At 66.9% G+C, this 18,167-nt stretch carries 19 protein-coding genes; 3 read left to right on the top strand and 16 right to left on the bottom strand.

The genetic code is table 11. The features are described from left to right. From ACOJTB_RS08085 to ACOJTB_RS08050, 8 genes are all read right to left on the bottom strand, one after another. Positions 1–1,632 carry an ABC transporter ATP-binding protein gene (locus tag ACOJTB_RS08085; RefSeq protein WP_420102015.1) on the bottom strand — a complete coding sequence of 544 codons (1,632 nt, stop codon included), beginning with the start codon at positions 1,630–1,632 and terminating at the stop codon, positions 1–3. Beyond that, positions 1,629–2,144 (bottom strand): type II toxin-antitoxin system VapC family toxin, encoded by a 516-nt coding sequence (locus ACOJTB_RS08080; RefSeq protein ID WP_420102014.1) that lies wholly within the window; start codon positions 2,142–2,144, stop codon positions 1,629–1,631. Before ACOJTB_RS08080 ends, ACOJTB_RS08085 begins: the two co-directional genes overlap by 4 nt. A gap of 8 nt (positions 2,145–2,152) precedes the next feature. After that, positions 2,153–2,389 (bottom strand): hypothetical protein, encoded by a 237-nt coding sequence (locus ACOJTB_RS08075; protein WP_420102013.1) that lies wholly within the window; start codon positions 2,387–2,389, stop codon positions 2,153–2,155. 34 nt (positions 2,390–2,423) lie between these two features. After that, positions 2,424–3,596: an ABC transporter permease gene (locus ACOJTB_RS08070; RefSeq protein WP_420102012.1), complete on the bottom strand. Its 1,173-nt coding sequence runs from the start codon at positions 3,594–3,596 to the stop codon at positions 2,424–2,426. A 2-nt stretch (positions 3,597–3,598) separates the two neighbouring features. Further along, entirely contained in the window at positions 3,599–4,684 is a 1,086-nt protein-coding gene (locus tag ACOJTB_RS08065; RefSeq protein ID WP_420102011.1) for a microcin C ABC transporter permease YejB, read from the bottom strand. Positions 4,685–4,691: 7 nt separating this feature from the next. After that, the gene (locus ACOJTB_RS08060) at positions 4,692–5,090 is read right to left on the bottom strand and encodes a DUF4260 domain-containing protein (protein ID WP_420102010.1); all 399 of its coding nucleotides are present in this window, start codon (positions 5,088–5,090) and stop codon (positions 4,692–4,694) included. Next, entirely contained in the window at positions 5,090–6,958 is a 1,869-nt protein-coding gene (locus ACOJTB_RS08055; RefSeq protein ID WP_420102009.1) for an extracellular solute-binding protein, read from the bottom strand. The genes ACOJTB_RS08060 and ACOJTB_RS08055 overlap by 1 nt, the downstream gene beginning before the upstream one ends. A gap of 202 nt (positions 6,959–7,160) precedes the next feature. Next, on the bottom strand, positions 7,161–7,700 hold the full coding sequence (locus ACOJTB_RS08050) for a c-type cytochrome (protein WP_420102008.1): 540 nt from the start codon (positions 7,698–7,700) through the stop codon (positions 7,161–7,163). Positions 7,701–7,902: 202 nt separating this feature from the next. On the opposite strand from ACOJTB_RS08050, the gene ACOJTB_RS08045 reads away from it, so the two are divergent. After that, positions 7,903–8,634: a 3-deoxy-manno-octulosonate cytidylyltransferase gene (locus ACOJTB_RS08045; protein ID WP_420102007.1), complete on the top strand. Its 732-nt coding sequence runs from the start codon at positions 7,903–7,905 to the stop codon at positions 8,632–8,634. 23 nt (positions 8,635–8,657) lie between these two features. Further along, positions 8,658–9,512 carry a prephenate dehydratase gene (locus ACOJTB_RS08040; RefSeq protein ID WP_420102006.1) on the top strand — a complete coding sequence of 285 codons (855 nt, stop codon included), beginning with the start codon at positions 8,658–8,660 and terminating at the stop codon, positions 9,510–9,512. A 162-nt stretch (positions 9,513–9,674) separates the two neighbouring features. On the opposite strand, the gene hpxZ is transcribed toward ACOJTB_RS08040, so the two are convergent. The 8 genes from hpxZ to ACOJTB_RS08000 all read right to left on the bottom strand — a co-directional run bounded on the left by hpxZ (position 9,675) and on the right by ACOJTB_RS08000 (position 17,104). After that, on the bottom strand, positions 9,675–10,073 hold the full coding sequence (gene hpxZ / locus ACOJTB_RS08035; RefSeq protein ID WP_420102005.1) for an oxalurate catabolism protein HpxZ: 399 nt from the start codon (positions 10,071–10,073) through the stop codon (positions 9,675–9,677). Further along, a complete protein-coding gene (locus tag ACOJTB_RS08030; RefSeq protein ID WP_420102004.1) occupies positions 10,070–11,245 on the bottom strand; it encodes an amidase in 1,176 nt (391 codons plus the stop codon). Before ACOJTB_RS08030 ends, hpxZ begins: the two co-directional genes overlap by 4 nt. A gap of 202 nt (positions 11,246–11,447) precedes the next feature. Further along, the gene (nudC, locus tag ACOJTB_RS08025; RefSeq protein ID WP_420102003.1) at positions 11,448–12,401 is read right to left on the bottom strand and encodes an NAD(+) diphosphatase; all 954 of its coding nucleotides are present in this window, start codon (positions 12,399–12,401) and stop codon (positions 11,448–11,450) included. 240 nt (positions 12,402–12,641) lie between these two features. Beyond that, positions 12,642–13,529, bottom strand: coding sequence for a 3-hydroxyisobutyrate dehydrogenase (gene mmsB / locus ACOJTB_RS08020; RefSeq protein WP_420102002.1), 888 nt, complete (start codon positions 13,527–13,529; stop codon positions 12,642–12,644). A 211-nt stretch (positions 13,530–13,740) separates the two neighbouring features. Continuing rightward, a complete protein-coding gene (locus ACOJTB_RS08015) occupies positions 13,741–14,895 on the bottom strand; it encodes an isobutyryl-CoA dehydrogenase (protein WP_420102001.1) in 1,155 nt (384 codons plus the stop codon). A 4-nt stretch (positions 14,896–14,899) separates the two neighbouring features. Continuing rightward, on the bottom strand, positions 14,900–15,307 hold the full coding sequence (locus tag ACOJTB_RS08010) for a type II toxin-antitoxin system VapC family toxin (protein ID WP_420102000.1): 408 nt from the start codon (positions 15,305–15,307) through the stop codon (positions 14,900–14,902). After that, positions 15,304–15,558: a FitA-like ribbon-helix-helix domain-containing protein gene (locus tag ACOJTB_RS08005; protein WP_420101999.1), complete on the bottom strand. Its 255-nt coding sequence runs from the start codon at positions 15,556–15,558 to the stop codon at positions 15,304–15,306. The genes ACOJTB_RS08010 and ACOJTB_RS08005 overlap by 4 nt, the downstream gene beginning before the upstream one ends. Before the next feature lie 49 nt (positions 15,559–15,607). Further along, positions 15,608–17,104 carry a CoA-acylating methylmalonate-semialdehyde dehydrogenase gene (locus ACOJTB_RS08000; RefSeq protein WP_420101998.1) on the bottom strand — a complete coding sequence of 499 codons (1,497 nt, stop codon included), beginning with the start codon at positions 17,102–17,104 and terminating at the stop codon, positions 15,608–15,610. Between the two features lie 121 nt (positions 17,105–17,225). On the opposite strand from ACOJTB_RS08000, the gene ACOJTB_RS07995 reads away from it, so the two are divergent. Next, complete coding sequence (locus tag ACOJTB_RS07995) at positions 17,226–18,155, top strand: LysR family transcriptional regulator (RefSeq protein ID WP_420101997.1); 930 nt, start codon at positions 17,226–17,228, stop codon at positions 18,153–18,155. Positions 18,156–18,167: the final 12 nt, after the last annotated feature.

The following is an 18,167-nucleotide window of genomic DNA, read 5'->3' as shown; positions in this document are numbered from 1 at the left end:
TCACTCCCTGACGGCGGCGGCCGCGACCGGCTCGATGTTCAGCGCCGCCGCCAGCAGCGCCTGGGTGTAGGGCACCTGCGGGCGCTCGAAGATCGCCTCCGCCGGCCCTTCCTCGACGACCTTGCCGTTCTGCATCACGACGACGCGGTGGGACAGCGCCCTCACCACCTTCAGATCGTGGCTGATGAAGAGATAGCCGAGTTTTCGCCTGGCCTGGAGGCCACGCAGCAATTCGACGATCTGCGCCTGCACGGACATGTCCAGCGCCGAGGTCGGCTCGTCCAGCACCACGAATTTCGGGTCGAGCGCCATGGCGCGCGCGATCGCGATGCGCTGGCGCTGCCCGCCGGAGAATTCGTGCGGATAGCGATCCATCGCCGAAGGATCGAGCCCGACATCGGCGAGCGCCCCGGCGACGATCTCGCGCTTTGCCTCGTATGAGAGGCCCTGCTGTTGCACGCCGAGCCCCTCGGCCACGATCTCCGCCACCGACATGCGCGGCGAGAGCGAGCCATAGGGGTCCTGGAACACGACCTGCAGATCCTTGCGCTTCGGCCGCACCTGCTTGCTCGACAGCCCGTCGATGCGGTCGCCGAGGAAGACGATCGGCCCCTCGGACGAAATCAGCCGCAGGATCGCGAGCCCCAGCGTCGTCTTGCCCGAGCCGGATTCGCCGACGACGCCCAGCGTCTCGCCTTCGCGCACCTTCACCGAGATGCCGTCCACCGCCTTAACATGGCCGGTAACGCGGCGCAGGAAGCCGGTCTTGATCGGGAACCAGATCTTCATCGGCCCGGCTTCCAGCAGCGTGGCGGCATCGGCCGGCACCGGCTCGGGGCGGCCCTTCGGTTCGGCCGCCAGCAGCCGCTGCGTGTAGGGGTGCTGCGGATTCGCGAAGATCGTGGCGACCGGTCCTTCCTCGACCACCTTGCCCTTCAGCATCACCACGACACGGTCGGCGATACGCCGCACGATGCCGAGGTCATGGGTGATGAACAGCATCGCCATGCCGAGCCGGCCCTGAAGCTCCTTGAGCAGCTTGAGGATCTGCGCCTGCACGGTGACGTCGAGCGCCGTTGTCGGCTCGTCCGCGATGAGCAGGTCCGGCTCGTTGGCGAGCGCCATGGCGATCATCACCCGCTGGCGCTGCCCGCCGGAAAGCTGATGCGGATAGGCCCCGAGCCGGCTTTCCGCGTCGCGGATGCCGACCAGCCCGAGCAATTCCAGCGTGCGCGCCCGCGCCGCTTCGCCGCGCAGCCCCTTATGCAGCTCGAGGATCTCGCCGATCTGCTTCTGGATGGGATGGAGCGGGTTCAGCGAGGTCATCGGCTCCTGGAACACCATGGTGATGTCGTTGCCGCGCACCTTGCGCATCGCGTCCTCGTCGGCCGCGATCAGGTCCTGCCCCTTGAACAGCACCTTGCCGGAGGGATGGCTCGCCGCCGGGTAGTTCAGCAGCTTCAGGATCGAGAGCGCCGAGACCGACTTGCCCGAGCCGGACTCGCCGACGATCGCGACGGTCTCGCCCTTGTCGATCGAGAAGGAGACGCGATCGACCGCGAGCATCTCCTGTCCGCCCTGGCGAAAGGCGACGGAGAGGTCTTCGACGGAGAGGAGGGGGGAGGGGGTCAAGATGTTATCCGTTTTGCGAGTTCGTCGATTGCAGCGTCGTCAAGCGCAACAATTTCGATCCTCGAACCCTCGACATGCCGGGCAATGGCGTTGCTCAGACGCTCATCTCCTGTAACGAAATGACTGCAGCCTGCGAGCACGGCGCTTGCGAAGTGGATCGCGTCAGGTGCCTTGAGCGAGCCAGAGTGATCGCGCGACGCAGTCGCCCTGAGCCAAGCTGCCGTCCTTAGAGTTTCCGCGTCAATCGCCGAGGTTTTGAGAAAGAGCCCGTCGGAAACGAGGTTGCGCGTATACCAATCGCGAAGAGCGCCGCTTTCCGATCTGATCTGTGCATCAGGGCTCTCGATATCGTGGAGCGGGCGCACGAGAACCTCTAGAAGCGAAAGTTCGCATGTACGGAGCAGAGTATCTCCGTTGAATGCATCAATCATAAGGTTCGCGATTGACTGCCCCGCCGGGGTGAATTTCTCTCGCGCTTCGATGATCGCACAGGCGTCGAGATAGATCAGCATCGACGCGATCAGTCGTCCCACTCGTCCCGCAGTGCCCTGACGCGTTCAACCGAATCGGAAGGGCTTGGCTTGAGTCGGCTACGGAGTTCGCGCAGTTCTGCGATTGCAGCCTTATGATCCCGCAGTTCGCGAACCGCATCTTCGGCAACGATTGTCACCGTCACGGTTTGCACCAGTCCAAGCTCTGTCCGCAAATCATCCGGTAGTTTCTCGACCGGATAGTGCTCGCGCACGATCTTGTTCATCGCCTTCTCCTCGCAGACGATCCTAGCACATCCCTCATGCGAACGTCTTCCGCGGGTCGAACGCGTCCCGCACCGCCTCGCCGATGAAGATCAGCAGCGAGAGCATCAGGGCGATCACCGCGAAGCCGGACAGCCCCAGCCAGGGCGCCTGGAGATTGGCCTTGCCCTGCGCCAGCAGCTCGCCGAGCGAAGGCGAGCCGGGCGGCAGCCCGAAGCCGAGGAAGTCGAGCGAGGTCAGCGTCGTGATGGAGCCGTTGAGAATGAAGGGCAGGAAGGTCAGCGTCGCCACCATCGCGTTGGGGAGCAGATGGCGCCACATGATGGCGCGGTTCGACAGGCCGAGCGCCCGGGCGGCGCGGACATATTCGAAATTGCGCGCCCGCAGAAACTCGGCGCGCACCACGCCGACCAGCGAGACCCAGGAAAACAGCAGCAGGATGCCGAGCAGCACGAAGAAGCTCGGCGTGATGATGGCCGCCACGATGATCAGCAGGTAGAGCGCCGGGATCGAGGTCCAGATCTCGATCAGTCGCTGGAAAATCAGGTCCGTCCAGCCGCCGAAATAGCCTTGCACCGCACCGGCGGCGATGCCGATGACCGAGGAGAACCCGCACAGGATCAGCCCGAACAGCACCGAGATGCGGAACCCGTAGATCAGCCTCGCGACCACGTCCCGGCCCTGATCGTCGGTGCCGAGCCAGTTCCATTCGAGGTCGCGGCAGGTCGAGCCGCCATTGCGCTCGGCGATCGCCTTGCACTGCTCGTCCTTGAGCATCCAGGTCGGCGGGGCGGGCGCCGGCACGGGCAGGTCGAGATTGTTGGTGTTGTAGCGGTAGCGGATCGGCGGCCAGATGGCGAAGCCGTTCGCCGCGATCTCCTTGGCGATCACCGGGTCGCGGTAATCGGTGGTGGCCAGGAAGCCGCCGAACTTCTCTTCCGGATAGGTCACCGCCACCGGAAACAGCCACTCGCCCTTGTATTGCACCACGAGCGGGCGATCATTGGCGATCAGCTCGGCGAAGAGCGAGAGCACGAACAGCGCCAGGAACAGCCAGAGAGACCACCAGCCGCGCCGGTTGGCCTTGAAGTTGTCGAGCCTGCGCCGGTTGATCGGGGTGAGCTTCAGCCAGCCCTTGCGCGGCGGCGCGGGCAAGGGCGCGGCGCTGACGAGGCCGGGCGGCGGCGGGGCGAGCAAGGTGTCGCTCATGCTCAGGCCTCCCGCGTCTCGAAGTCGATGCGGGGGTCGACCCAGCTATAGGTCAGGTCCGTGATCAGATGCACGACGAGGCCGATCAGCGAGAAGATGTAGAGATTGGCGAAGACGACCGGATAGTCGCGGTTCACGATCGCCTCGAAGGAGAGCAGCCCCAGCCCGTCGAGCGAGAAGATGGTCTCGATCAGCAGCGAGCCGGCGAAGAGCGCGCTCACGAAGGCGCCGGGGAACCCCGCGATCACGATCAGCATCGCATTGCGGAAGACATGGCCGTATAGCACGCCGCGCTCCGACAGGCCCTTCATCCGGGCGGTCAGGACATATTGCTTGCGGATCTCGTCGAGGAAGGAGTTCTTGGTCAGCAGCGTCGAGGTCGCGAAGGCGCCCAGCGCCATCGCCGTCACCGGCAGGGTGATGTGCCAGAGATAATCCTTGATCTTGCCCAGCAGCGAGAGCTGCGCCCAGTTGTCCGAGGTCAGCCCGCGCAGCGGGAAGATCTGCCAGAACGAGCCGCCGGCGAAGAGCACGATCAGCAGGATCGCGAAGAGAAAGCTCGGGATCGCATAGCCGATGATCACCACCGCGCTCGTCCAGGTATCGAAGCGCGAGCCCTCCCGCACCGCCTTGCGGATGCCGAGCGGGATCGAGATCAGATAGGACAGCAGCGTCATCCACAGGCCGAGCGAGACCGAAACCGGCAGCTTCTCCTTGATCAGTTCCAGCACCGGCGCCCCGCGGAAATAGCTGCGGCCGAAATCGAAGCGCGCATAGTCGCCGAGCATCTTCCAGAAGCGCTCATGGGCCGGCTTGTCGAAGCCGAACTGCTTCTCCAGCTCCTTGATGAAGGCGGGGTCCAGCCCCTGCGCCCCGCGATAGGCGCCGCCATCGCCCTGCATGCCGGCATCGCCGCCCTGTCCGCCGCCGACGCGGTCGGCCGCACCGCCATTGGGGTTCTGGAGCTGCGAGATCACGCGCTCCACCGGCCCGCCGGGCGCGAACTGCACGAGGGTGAAGGAGACGAGCAGGATCCCGAACAGCGTCGGCACCATCAGCGCGATGCGGCGGAGAATGTAGCTCAGCATCCGCTGGTCACGCCTTTGCAGCCGGGCCGATCAGGCCGAGATGGGTATGGCCGAAGCCGGTCGCATATTTCAGGCCATAGCCGAGCGCCCGATCGATTCCGACATGCGCTCCCCAGATGAAGGCGAGCGCCAGGACGAGCGGGCTGCCCGCGACATGGCCGACAGCAGCGAGCAGGACCGGTCCGATCCAGCTATGGCCGGCATTGTAGACGATCGCCCCGAAGCGCGGCCCCGCCGCATAGCCCAGCATGGTGACGTCCGGGCTCAGCAGCAGGACGCCGAAGAGCCACCAGGAGAATCCGGTCCCGGCGAAGAGCCAGATGCAGACCGCCCCCAGCAGGGCGCCTTCCAGCCGCAGGATCGGCGACAGTGAATCCCGCAGGCGCCCCTTCGGCTGCATCGTCATCACGCCTTCCCGATCCGCTTGGCCTTCTCGGCGTCGAACCACCAGGTGCCGGGCGCGCCGGTGCCGTATTTCGGCTTGGTCTGCGGCCGGTCGAAGAGGTCCCAATGCGCGATCCAGGTTTCGTCGTTCCACCACATCGGAATCCAGTAGCGGCCCGCGCGCAGCAGCCTGTCGAGGCATTTGGTGGCCACGACCACCTCGGCATAGCTCTTCGCCTGGCCGATCTTTTCGATCATGGCGTCGATGGCGGGATCGGCAATGCCGGCGATGTTGCGTGAGCCGGGCGTCTTGGCCGCCTGAGAGCCATAGACGATGCGCAGCGAATCGCTCGGGATCGCGCTGCCTGAAAGTGCCTGGCTGATGATGTCGAAATCGAACTCCTGCAAGCGGCGCTGATATTGCGCCGGATCGACCGTGCGGGAGGCGGCATTGATGCCGAGCTTTCGGAGATTGGCCTGGAAGGGCTGGGTATGCGGCTGCAGCGCCGGGTTGGAATCGAGGAACTCGATCTCGAAGGGCTGGCCGTTCGGCAGCTTCAGGACGTTGCCGTCGCGCTTGCAGCCGGCGGCGCGCAGCATCTCGTCCGCCTTGCGCAGCAGCGCCCGGTCGCTGCCCGAGCCGTCCGAGACCGGGGGCAGGAAGGGCTCGCCGAAGACCTCCTCCGGCACCTTGCCGCGGAAGGGCTCCAGCAAGGCAAGCTCTGCGGGGGAGGGCTTCCCGACGGCCTTGGAATCCGAATTCTCGAAATAGGAGGTCATGCGCTCATAGGAGCCGAACATGATGGTCTTGCGGGTCCATTCGAAGTCGAAGGCGAGCCCCAGCGCTTCGCGGATACGCGGATCGGCGAATTTCTCGCGGCGGGTGTTGTAGATCCAGCCCTGCGACGCGACAGGATCGGTCTTGCGCAACGCCTCCTTCTTGACCTTGCCCTCCTTCATCGCCGGGAAGTCGTAGCCCGTCGCCCAGATCCGGGAGGTGAACTCCTCCTGGAAGGTGATGATACCGCTCTTGAAGGCCTCGAACGCCACCTGCCGGTCGCGGAAATACTCCCAGCGCACGCGGTCGAAATTATTCGTGCCGATATTCACCGGCAGGTTCCTGGCCCAGTAATCGGCCACGCGCTCGAACTCGATATAGCGGCCCTGCTCGAGGCGCCCGACCTTGTAGGGGCCCGATCCCAAAGGCGGCTCCAGCGTCGCGGCGGTGAAATCCCGGCTCGCCCAGTATCGTTCCGAGAAGACCGGCATTCCGGCAACGACCATATGCAGGTCTCGGCCGCGCTTGGGGCTCAAGCTGATGACGGCGAGGTCGTCGCTTTCGGCCTTGGCCGAAATCATCTCGCCGAGCAGCAGCCGATAGCTCGGATGGCCCTTTTCCTTGAGGATGCCGAGTGAAAAGGCGACATCCTGCGCCGTCACCCGCGAACCGTCGTGGAAGCGCGCCTCCGGCCGCAGCCGAAAGCGATAGACCAGCCTGTCGGGCGAGACCGAAACGCTCTTCGCCAGAAGACCATAGGCGGCGCCCGGCTCGTCGCCTGAGCCCGCCATCAGCGTGTCGAAGCAGGCATCCATGCCCGCCGCGCCATCGCCCTGCAGGACATAGGTGTTGAGCGTGTTGAAGGTGTCGAAGCTCTGGTTGCCCGCCGCCTGCTTGATCTGGATCGTCAGCGTGCCGCCCTTGGGCGCCTGCGGGTTCACATAGGCGAAATGCGGAAAATCCGCCGGCAGCGCGAGGTCGCCGAAGACCGACAGGCCGTGCAGCTCCGCATCCTGCGCCAACGCGACCCCGGAAACGCCCGGCAGGGTGGTCGCAGCCGCCGTGACCCCCGCGGCCTCCAGCAGCCTGCGGCGTGTGATGCGCATCGCCATCGTTCCGCGTCTCCTTCGCTCGTCGAATCGCAACCCGTTCTATGTCGCCCGCGACTGCGCGATCGGCAATGGCCGGCGGGACGCCATCATTGTCGCCAGCGCGGAGGCAGGAGCAAGGCGCCGAATCGAAAAGCCGGGCACGAGGCCCGGCTTTCATCGTTCTGCGGCGATACGCTGGTCGAGGCGCGCTCGCCGATCCCGCTCAGGGCTTCGGCAGCGGCTGCGGCGAATCGGCGAGGGTGTTGAGGTAGGCCACGACGTCGGCGCGGGTCTGGGCGTTGCTGATGCCGGCGAAGGCCATCGCGGTGCCCGGCACATAGGCCTTCGGGTTCTTCAGGAAGTGGTCGAGGCCGTCCGCCTCCCACTTCTTGTCAGTGCGGCCCTTGAGCGCGGCGGAATAGGCGAAGCCCTCGACCGTGCCTTCGTTGCGGCCATAGACGCCGTAGAGATGCGGACCGACCTTGTTGGCGCCGCCCTTCTCGAAGCTGTGGCAGGCCTTGCAGGCGCCGGTCGCCTTCTCGCCCTTGGCGACGTCGGCCTTGGCCAGGCGCTCGACGATCGGGGGGTCTTCGGCGGCGGCAGGAGCGCCGCCGGCGGCGGCCGGTTCGGCGCTCGGCAGGTCGGAGCCGGGGACGGCGGGCTTGTGGGAGGAGAACACGATGCCGGACACCATCTGGAGCCCCATCACCACCAGCAGGGTGGAGAGCAGCGCACCGGCGACTTTGTTGGCCTCGATATTCATCGCATCCGAACCCTGGAGCCAGCCGCGGTGACGATCGCGGAGACGAGATTGCGCAGCGCCGGAGCTTGGAAAGGCTCCAGCCTCGGCTGTTGCTTAACCGCTTTGCGCGCCCGATTGCAACTCGTATAAGCGCGCATCCTTTGTGACTTTTGGACGCCCCGAGCCGCCCGGCCCGGAGCTCGCGCCGGACCTGCCGACAGCCATGCCCCAGCCGCTGATCCTGATCCCCGCCCGCATGGCCGCGACCCGCCTGCCGGGCAAGCCGATGGCGGACATCCATGGCGAGCCGATGATCGTGCATGTCTGGCGCCGCGCGATCGCCTCCGGCGCCGGCGACGTCGCGGTCGCGACCGACTCGCCGGAGATCATGGCCGCCATCGAAAAGGCCGGCGGCAAGGCGGTGATGACCAGCGCCGCGCACCAGACCGGCTCGGACCGGATCAAGGAAGCCGCCGACATTCTCGACCCCGAGCGGCGCTACGAGATCATCGTCAACGTCCAGGGCGATTTCCCCACGCTCGCCCCGTCCGCCATCGCCGATTCCGTCAAGCCGCTGGCGGACCCGCAGGTCGATATCGCCACGCTGGCGGGGGAGATCTTCGACGAGGACGAAAAGACCGCGCCGAGCGTCGTCAAGCTGATCGGCAGCGAGGTCGGGCCGCGCCGGCTGCGCGCGCTCTATTTCACCCGTGCCACGGCGCCTTATGGCGAGGGCCCGCTCTATCATCATATCGGCCTCTACGCCTATCGGCGCGCGGCGCTGGAGCGTTTCGTCGGCCTGCCGCAATCGCCGCTGGAACTGCGCGAGAAGCTGGAGCAGCTGCGCGCGCTGGAGGACGGCATGCGCATCGACGTGATGATCGTCGATCATGTGCCCCGCGGCGTCGACACCCCGCCCGATCTCGACCGCGCCCGCGCCATCCTGAAATCCTGAATCAGCCTTCCGGAAAGCCTGCCATGTCCTTCGTCGTCTCCTATCAGGGCGAGCCCGGCGCCTTCTCCTCGCAGGCGGCCCGCCAGGTCTTTCCGGAGTGCGAGCTTCTGCCCTGCGCCACCTTCGAGGACGCGCTCGCCGCCGTCAGCGACGGCACGGCCCGCTACGGCATGATCCCGATCGACAATTCGATCGCCGGCCGCGTCGCCGACATCCACCATCTGCTGCCGCGCTCGGGGCTGCACATCATCGGCGAGCATTTCCTGCCGATCCGCTTCCACCTGATGGGCGTCGAGGGCGCGACGCTGGCGACGGTGAAGACCGTGCAGAGCCACATCCATGCCCTCGGCCAGTGCCGCAAGATCATCCGCAAGCTGGGTCTGAAGGCCGAGGTCGCGGCCGATACGGCGGGCTCGGCCCGGCAGGTCTCGGAGGCCGGCGACGTCACGCGCGCAGCCATCGCCCCGCGCATCGCGGCGGAGGTCTACGGCCTCAACATCCTGATGGAGGATATCGAGGACGAGAAGCACAACACCACCCGCTTCGTCGTGCTCTCGAAATATCCCGAATATGCCCGCCAGGGCGGCGCCCGCACGGTGACGACGCTCATGTTCCGTGTCCGCAACATCCCCGCCGCGCTCTACAAGGCGATGGGCGGCTTCGCCACCAACGGCGTCAACATGACCAAGCTCGAAAGCTACATGGTCGACGGGCTGTTCTCGGCGACGATGTTCTACGCCGATGTCGAGGGCCATCCCGACGACCCGGCCCTGCGCCGCGCGCTCGACGAGCTCGCCTTCTTCTCCAAGGAGATGAAGATCATGGGCGTCTATCCGGCGAGCGAGTTCCGCTCGACCATCGAGGAGCCGGCTGAGTAGGTCAGGCGTTCGGCCATTTGGCGGTCCACCTGATCAAATCAAGCGCGGTCGTCCCGGGCGAAGCGAAGCGCAGACCCGGGAACCATTCAGGAACGGTTCCGGAATGGGTCCCGGATCAAGTCCGGGACGACCACGTGTTTCCACACGAACCGGGTCGGCCTCTCAGCCCCGCGGCTCCAATGTCGAGACATGCGCCGAGACGACCTTCCAGCCGCAATCGGGGAAGCGCACCCATGTCTGGCTCTGGCGGCCGATGGCATCGCGCCCGCGCAGCTTGAACTCCAGGTTCACCGTCGCAAAGTCCCGGCCCAGCGTCAGGATTTCCAGCCTGATCCGCTTCTCTTTCGAGCCCGGCCCCGGCGGGCGGGCCACACGATGGGCGTGGATCTCGTCGAAACCGTAGCCATGCTCGCTGAAGGCGTAGCGGATGGTGTGCGGGCTGTTCCAGAAGGTCCGGTCCAGCACGGCGACATTCTTATCGATCAGCGCCTGCTCGTACTCCTCGAACAGCGCTGAGATTTCGGCCACGACCTCGGGCAGGTTCGGCGTCAGATCGGTCACGCGGCATCCTCCATGGCGAGTGCGACGGCGAGCAGGGCGGCATCCGTGCCACGCCCGCCGATGATCGAGAGCCCGATGGGCGCGCCCTCCACGGTCGCGCCGGGCAGGCTCACCTGCGGATGGCCGGCGAGACCGCCCTGCGCGCACAGGCAGGTGATGCGGTCGCGCACCGGCCGCAGCGCCGGGATCGACTGGCCGCGCAGCGGGGCCGGGAAGGGCGTCGTCGGCAGGCAGAGAATGGTGCCCGGCGGCAGCAGATGGCGCATCCGGGCGCGGGCCTCCTCCCGCATCAGCGCCGCCCAGCCCTGATCTGCGGCGGAGATCTGCGAGCCGGCGATCAGCCCGGCCGCGACACCGAAGGCCATGCGCGGATTGTGCCGCTCGATCCAGGGGCGGAAGGTCTCCCAGGCCTCGACCGGCTGCAGGCAGCGCTGCGCCCGCGCCCAGACCGAGAGCCCTTGCGGCGCCATGATCTCGTCCTGCGGCGTCGTGCCGAGCACCTTTGCGAGCCGCGCGACCATCGGCTTCAGCGCCTCCGCGACTTCTTGATCGGCAAAGCCGAAGGCGTCCGCCGCCAGCAAAAGCCGCGTCGGCAGCGGCCCCGGCTCCTCACCCAGCAGCACACCGCCGACCTTTGCGAAGGTCCTCGCATCGCGGGCGAACCAGCCCGCCGTATCCGAACTCGGCGCCTGCGGCATCAGCCCGGTGAGGTCGAGCCGGCCATGGGTGGGGCGGATGCCGTAAAGCCCGCAGAAGCTCGACGGAACGCGCACCGAGCCGCCGGTATCGGTGCCGAGCGCGGTGTCGCAGAGACCCGCCGCGACGGCCGCCGCCGAACCGGAGGAGGAGCCGCCCGGCACCCGATCGGGCGCGGCGCTGTTGACCGGCGTGCCGTCGAAGGCGCTCTCGCCGAGGATGCCGAGCGAAACCTCGTCAGTGATCGTCTTGCCGATCATGTCGGCGCCGGCATCCAGCAGTTGCTGCACCACCCTTGCATGGCGCTGCGGCACCGGGTTGGCCTTGGCCCAGTCATGGTTGCCGCCGCCGGTCGGAACACCCGCGACGTCGAACAGATCCTTCACCGCGAAGGTCAGCCCCGAGAGGGGCCCGCCGGGCGGGCCGGAGACATGGGCGCGCGGGCCGGGGACGAAAGCGTGGACCGGGTCGTTCATGCAAGGCTCCTGATCTCGGAATTCGGCTCATCATCGACGAAGCCCTCATCCTGAGGAGCCATGTCGTGAGACCTGGCGTCTCGAAGGATGCTCCAGGGAGATCCGGAGCCGTCTGGAACGCCCTTCGAGGCGGCCCTTCGGGCCTCCTCAGGACGAGAGCTTCGATACCCGGTCGCACCCACAGGACGGCGGCGCAGCACAATCAGGGCGTCTCGCCCTCGATCCAGGCACGCACCAGCGTGTGGGCGATGGCGATGGGTTGCGGACAGGACAGCCCGTCGGCATGGCGCCCTTCGAGCATCGCCAGCACCTCGTCCCGGGTAAACCAGCGCCCGTCTTCCAGCTCGGTCATGTCTAGCGTGATCTCGTCGCCCAACGCCTCGGCGATGCAGCCGATCATGATGGAGGAGGGGAAGGGCCAGGGTTGAGAGGCGAGATAACGCACCGTGCCGATGCGAAGGCCCGCTTCTTCCCAGCTTTCCCGTCGCACGGCGTTTTCCAGCGTCTCCCCCGGTTCGACGAAGCCGGCGATGCAGGAATACATGCCGGCTGCGAAGCGCGACTGCCGCGCGAGCAGGCAGGTGTCGCCATACGTCACCAGCATGATCACCACCGGGTCGGTGCGGGGGAAATGCAGCGCGCCGCAGCTGGTGCATTCGCGCCGCCAGCCGGAGGTCCCCGCGACGGTCGGCCCGCCGCATTGCGCGCAGAAGCGGTGCCGGGCATGCCAGTCCAGCACCGCCTTGGCCTCGCCGAGCGGACCCACTTCATCCTCCGGCACGAGACGCTTCATCGCGACGGAGCGCAGATCGGTCAGCAGCAGTTCTGGCCGTGCGCCGAGCGTCTCGACGGACGCGCGGTCGAGAAGCCGTCCGAAGCGCGGCGATCCGTCCTCTGCCATGCCGAGGAAGATCTCCTCCAGGGCGTGCCCCAGCATCTCCGCCTCGCCATGGCTGAACCAGATGGAGCACCTTTCATCGGAGAGGCGGTTCAGCACGGGCGTCTCGCCCGCGACCGCGGCGATGCGCGTGTCGGAGCGGTGGCGCAGCGCCGTCACCGCATCGGGATTGTTGCGCAGGTCCTCGCGCCGATCGAGCCGGTTATCCGCAAAACCGGTCAGGGCGGAGCGTTCGCGGCGGAGCGTGGCGTCGGTCATGGACAGGGTCTAGCGCTGCTCGCCGGGGGCACGCAAGCACGGAGCCGAGCGATCACCTTTGTGGCTTCGAGCCCTCATCCTGAGGAGCCGCGGCACGCGGCGTCTCGAAGGCTGCTCCAGCTCGCTGCGGAACCGCATCCTGGAGCATCCTTCGAGACGCGGTCCCTGACGGGACCGCTCCTCAGATGAGGGCTGCGGGTGGCTCGTGCGGGCGCAGAACGCCGGAGCCGCCGATGCCGATCAGCCCTTCTCCTTGCCACGCAGCAGATGGATGATGCCCGAGAAATCCGAGCCGCCCTCGCCCCATGCATTATGCAGGGCGAAGAGCTGCGCGGCAGCCGCCCCGAGCGGGGTCGAGGCGCCGGCCGCCTGCGCGGCCTCCTGCGCGAGCTTCAGATCCTTCAGCATCAGCGCCGAGGCGAAGCCCGGCTTGTAGTCGTTGTTGGCCGGCGAGGTCGGCACCGGTCCCGGCACGGGGCAATAGGTGGTCAGCGACCAGCATTGGCCGGACGAGGTCGAGGAGACGTCGAACAGCGCCTGATGCGAGAGGCCGAGCTTCTCGGCGAGCACGAAGGCTTCCGAGACGCCGATCATCGAGATGCCGAGGATCATGTTGTTGCAGATCTTCGCCGCTTGCCCGTTCCCTGCCGCGCCGCAATGCACGATCTTGCGGCCCATCCTGGCCAGGATCGGCTCGCCCCGGTCGAAAGCCTCCTCGCTGCCGCCGACCATGAAGGTCAGCGTCGCGCCCTTGGCTCCCCCGGTGCCGCCGGAGACCGGCGCATCGAGGGCGGGGCAGCCTTTCTCGGCCGCCAGCGCATGCGCCTTGCGGGCGCTTTCGACGTCGATCGTCGAGCAGTCGATCAGCAGCGTGCCGGGCTTCACCGCCGGCAGGATATCGGCCCAGACCGCGAGCACATGCCGGCCGGCCGGCAGCATGGTGACGACGACCTCCGCCTCGGCGACCGCCTCGCGCGCCGACCCGGAGATCCCGACGCCGAGCTCCGCCGCCGCCTGCCGCGACGCTTCGACGAGGTCGAAGGCCGTGACCTCATGGCCGGCCTTGACCAGGTTCCCGGCCATCGGGCCGCCCATATTGCCGAGACCGATGAAGGCGATGCGGGTCATGATGTTGTCCTCCCGTTCCAACGCGATCGCGTTTTTGCCGAGGTGGCGCGGGGACCCCTCTCCTGTAAGGAGAGGGGCAGGGGTGAGGTGTCGGCCATCCGCCCAGTTCGCGCTGGCGTCATCGCCGCAACGGTCAGGCGACAGCCCCAACGTCCATCCGCCTACCCCTCACCCTGCCCTCTCCCTCCGGGAGAGGGTTCCCCGCGCCCCCTCAATTCCCCTTCGCCCGGCCGACCAGCCCGCGCGCGACGATCATCCGCATCACCTCGTTGGTGCCTTCCAATATCTGGTGGACGCGCAGATCGCGGACGATCTTCTCGATGCCGTAATCGGCGAGATAGCCATAGCCACCATGGATCTGCAGGGCGTCGTTGGCGACCGCGAAGCCGGTGTCGGTCGCGACGCGCTTGGCCATGGCGCAGAGCCGCGTCGCATCGGGCGTTTTGGCGTCCAGTGCCGCCGCCGCCCGCCAGAGCAGGCTGCGCGCCGCTTCAAGCTCTGTCGCCATATCGGCCAGCTTGAACTGCAGCGCCTGGAAATCGGCGATCGCGGCACCGAAGGCCTTCCGCTCCCTGGCATAGGCCAGCGCCTTGTCGAGCGCGTTTTGCGCCCCGCCGAGCGAGCAAGCGCCGATGTTGAGCCGACCGCCATCCAATCCCGCCATCGCGATCTTGAAACCGATGCCTTCGGGGCCCAGCCTGTTCGCGACCGGCACACGGCAATTCTCGAAAATCACGGCCCGCGTCGGCTGGGCGTTCCAGCCCATCTTCTTCTCTTCCGCGCCGAAGGAGAGGCCGGGCGTGCCCTTTTCGACGACGAGGGTGGAGATGCCGGCAGGCCCCGCCTCGCCTGTGCGGACCATCACCACATAGATGTCGGACACGCCTGCGCCCGAGATGAACTGCTTTTGCCCGTCGAGAACATAATGCTCGCCGTCCAGCACCGCCTTGGTCTTCAGCGCGGCAGCGTCCGATCCGGCGCCGGGCTCGGTCAGGCAATAGCTCGCCAGATGCTCCATCGTGCAAAGCCTGGGCAGGAAGCGCTGCCGCTGCTCGTCCGAGCCGTAGCGGTCGATCATCCAGGCGCACATATTGTGGATCGAGATATAGGCCGCAACGGTGGGACAGCCGGTCGACAGCGCCTCGAAGATCAGCGCGGCATCAAGCCGGCTGAGGCCCGAGCCGCCGACATCCTCGGCGATATAGATGCCGCCCATGCCGAGGGCCGCTGCGGCGCGCATCTCCTCGACCGGAAAATGCTTCTCCTCATCCCAGCGCGAGGCGTTGGGGGCCAAGGTCTCGGCGGCGAAGGCGGCGGCCATCTCCTGGATGGCGAGTTGGTCCTCGGTGAGGGCGAAGGCGGTCATCGCGTCAAGCCTCGATCAGATGGATCAGACGGGCATAGCTGGTGCCGGTGAGCTTGCGGGCAAACCGCGCGTCGGACGTCGCCAAGCGGACGGAACGGGTCTCTGCCAGTGCCAGGAAAACGCAATCGGCGAAGGGATGCCCCAGATCCAGCGACATCTCGAACGCGCGAGGCAGCAAGGGTGCGTTGTTCTCGACATCCGGTACTAGGTCGACCGCGACACGGTAGGCGGCCTGGGCAGCCTCGTTGCCGAGTTCTCTGCGTCGAACTGCGCGCGTCAACGCGCTGGCCATCTCGATGCGGACCAGTTCCGGGCACCAGAGACTCTGTGCTTCCCGAATGAACGTCCGCGCGGTCTCGCTGCGCGCTCCATCGACCACCACATCGTAAAGGACGCTGGTGTCGAGGATCACGCACTGTCCTCGTCTTGATCACCATCGCGAATAGCCCGGACCATGTCCGCCCCGGTCGTCGTGACCTTGGCAAAGCCATGCTCGCGCTCGAAGCGATCTAAAATGGCCTTCCGCTCGGCGCCGGTCAGCGGAGCACCTCGCTCCAGGGCGCGACTCGCCTCGTATTGCAGCGACGTGCCGTTGATCTCGGCCTTGGTCTTCAGCCGCTGCACGATCGAATCCTCGACATCCCGGATCAGCAGATTTCCCATCGCAGCACCTCCTTGCTATCAAGAATGATAGCAAGGACATATGTCAGGCTCAACCCATCGTCGGAATGACGAAGCTGGCGCCGTCCTTGATGCCGCTCGGCCAGCGCGCCGTCACTGTTTTGGTTTTGGTGTAGAAGCGGATCGAATCGGGGCCGTGCTGGTTGAGATCGCCGAAGGAGGAGCGCTTCCAGCCGCCGAAGGTGTAATAGGCCAGCGGCACCGGGATCGGGACATTGATGCCGACCATGCCGACCTGCACCTTGGAGGCGAAATCGCGCGCCGCATCGCCGTCCCGGGTGAAGATCGCGGTGCCGTTGCCGTATTCGTGGTCGTTGGTGAGCTTCAGAGCCTCCTCATAGCTCTCGGCACGGACGACCGAGAGCACCGGCCCGAAGATCTCCTCCTTGTAGATGCGCATATCCTTGGTGACGTTGTCGAACAGGCAGCCGCCGACATAGAAGCCGTTCTCATAGCCCTGCATCTTGAAATCTCGCCCGTCGACCGCGAGCGTCGCGCCTTCTGCCAAGCCGAGGTCGATATAGGAGCGGATCTTCTCCTCGGCCTGCTTGGTCACGACCGGGCCGTAATCGGCGGAGGAATCGGTCGAGGGACCGATCTTCAGGCTCTCCACGCGCGGGATCAGCCGCTTCACCAGCTCGTCGGCGGTCGCCTTGCCGACCGGCACCGCCACCGAGATCGCCATGCAGCGCTCGCCGGCCGAGCCGTAGCCGGCGCCGATCAGCGCATCGACCGCCTGGTCCATGTCGGCGTCCGGCATGATGACCATGTGGTTCTTGGCGCCGCCGAAGCACTGCACGCGCTTACCCGCCGCGCAGCCCCGGGCGTAGATGTACTCGGCGATCGGCGTCGAGCCGACGAAGCCGACCGCCTTGATCTCGGGATGGTCGAGGATGGCGTCGACCGCCTCCTTGTCGCCGTTGACGACGTTGAAGATGCCCGCAGGGCCGCCGGCCTCAATGAACAGCTCGGCGAGGCGCATCGGCACGCCCGGATCGCGCTCGGAGGGCTTGAGGATGAAGGCGTTGCCGCAGGCGATGGCGGGGCCGAGTTTCCACAGCGGGATCATCGCGGGGAAGTTGAACGGGGTGATGCCGGCGCAGACGCCGAGCGGCTGGCGCAGCGAGTAGATGTCGATGCCCGGGCCGGCGCCGTCCGTGAACTCGCCCTTCATCAGGTTCGGCACGCCGAGCGAGAACTCGACCACCTCGACGCCGCGCTGGATGTCGCCCTTGGCGTCGGCGATCGTCTTGCCGTGCTCGCGGGCGAGCAACTCGGCCAGCGCGTCGTTGTCGCGGGCGATCAGGTCCAGGAACTTCATCAGCACGCGGGCGCGCCGCTGCGGATTGACGGCCGCCCATTTGGGCTGCGCCTCGGCGGCGTTGCGCACGGCGGCGTCGAGCTCGGCCGGGCTTGCCAGCGCGACCTTGCCGATGACGCTGCCATCCATCGGCTGGTAGATGTCGGCGGTCCGCCCGGAGGTGCCGGCCACATGCTGGCCGCCGATGAAATGCCCGACCTGACGCATCGCGCGCTCCCTACCAATGGTGAAGTTGGATCGTTGCGACCTCACTACCATTCTCGTTTCCGCACGGCTATAGCGTTGAGTAAACGCCGATGGTGCGAAAACGCGAATATGGGAGGGGCTGTTGGAGCGGTTCGATTGGGATGATCTGCGCTTCTTCCTCGCCGTGGCGCGTTCGGGGCGCTTGACGGCGGCGGCCCGCCGCCTCGGCGCGGACCATGCCACGGTGTCGCGCCGCATCACCTCGCTGGAGGAGGCGCTGAAGGCCAAGCTCTTCGAGCGCCGACCGCAAGGCTACACGCTGACCGCCCATGGCGAGCGCCTGTTGGCCAAGGCCGAGAGCATGGAGACCGAGGCCCTCGCGATCCAGAGCGATATCGGCGGCGCCGACATGGCGCTGGCGGGCACGGTGCGCATCGGCGCGCCGGACGGCTTCGGCACCGCCTTCCTGGCACCGCGCCTCGCCCAGTTCGGGTCCGCCTATCCCGGGCTCGAAATCCAGCTGATCGCCATGCCGCGGCTTTTGTCGCTGTCCAAGCGCGAGGCCGATGTCGCGATCACGCTGGCTCCGCCCAAGGAGGGCAAGGTCGTCGCGCGCAAGCTCGCCGATTACCGGCTGGGGCTCTATGCCTCGCCGGCCTATCTCGCCGCGATGCCGCCGGTGAAGGAGCCGGAGGACCTCTTCGCCCACCGCATCATCGGCTATATCGACGACCTGATCTTCTCGCCCGAGCTGGATTACCTGGACGAGGTGGCCAAGGGCCTGCGCGCGCATCTGCAGAGTTCGAGCGTCATCGCGCAGATGAATGCGGTGGTGGCCGGCGCCGGTATCGGCGTGATCCACCATTTCATGGCCGAGGGCGACCCGCGCCTCGTGCCGGTGCTGCCCGAGCGCGTGCAGATCACGCGCGCCTTCTGGCTGCTCGTCCACGCCGATCTGAAGGATGTGGCGCGGGTGCGCGCCATCGTCGACTTCATCGTGCGCGAGGCGCGGTCGGCGCGCGGGCTGCTGATGGGCGAAGGACGGCCGGAGCTGCGCGCGGCGGCCGAATAGGGCAGCCGGCGG

This window comes from Allobosea sp. (assembly GCF_048595345.1).
GTDB lineage: Bacteria > Pseudomonadota > Alphaproteobacteria > Rhizobiales > Beijerinckiaceae > Allobosea.
Note: the sequence above shows the minus strand (reverse complement) of the source record. Positions and strands in the feature narration are given on the sequence as shown.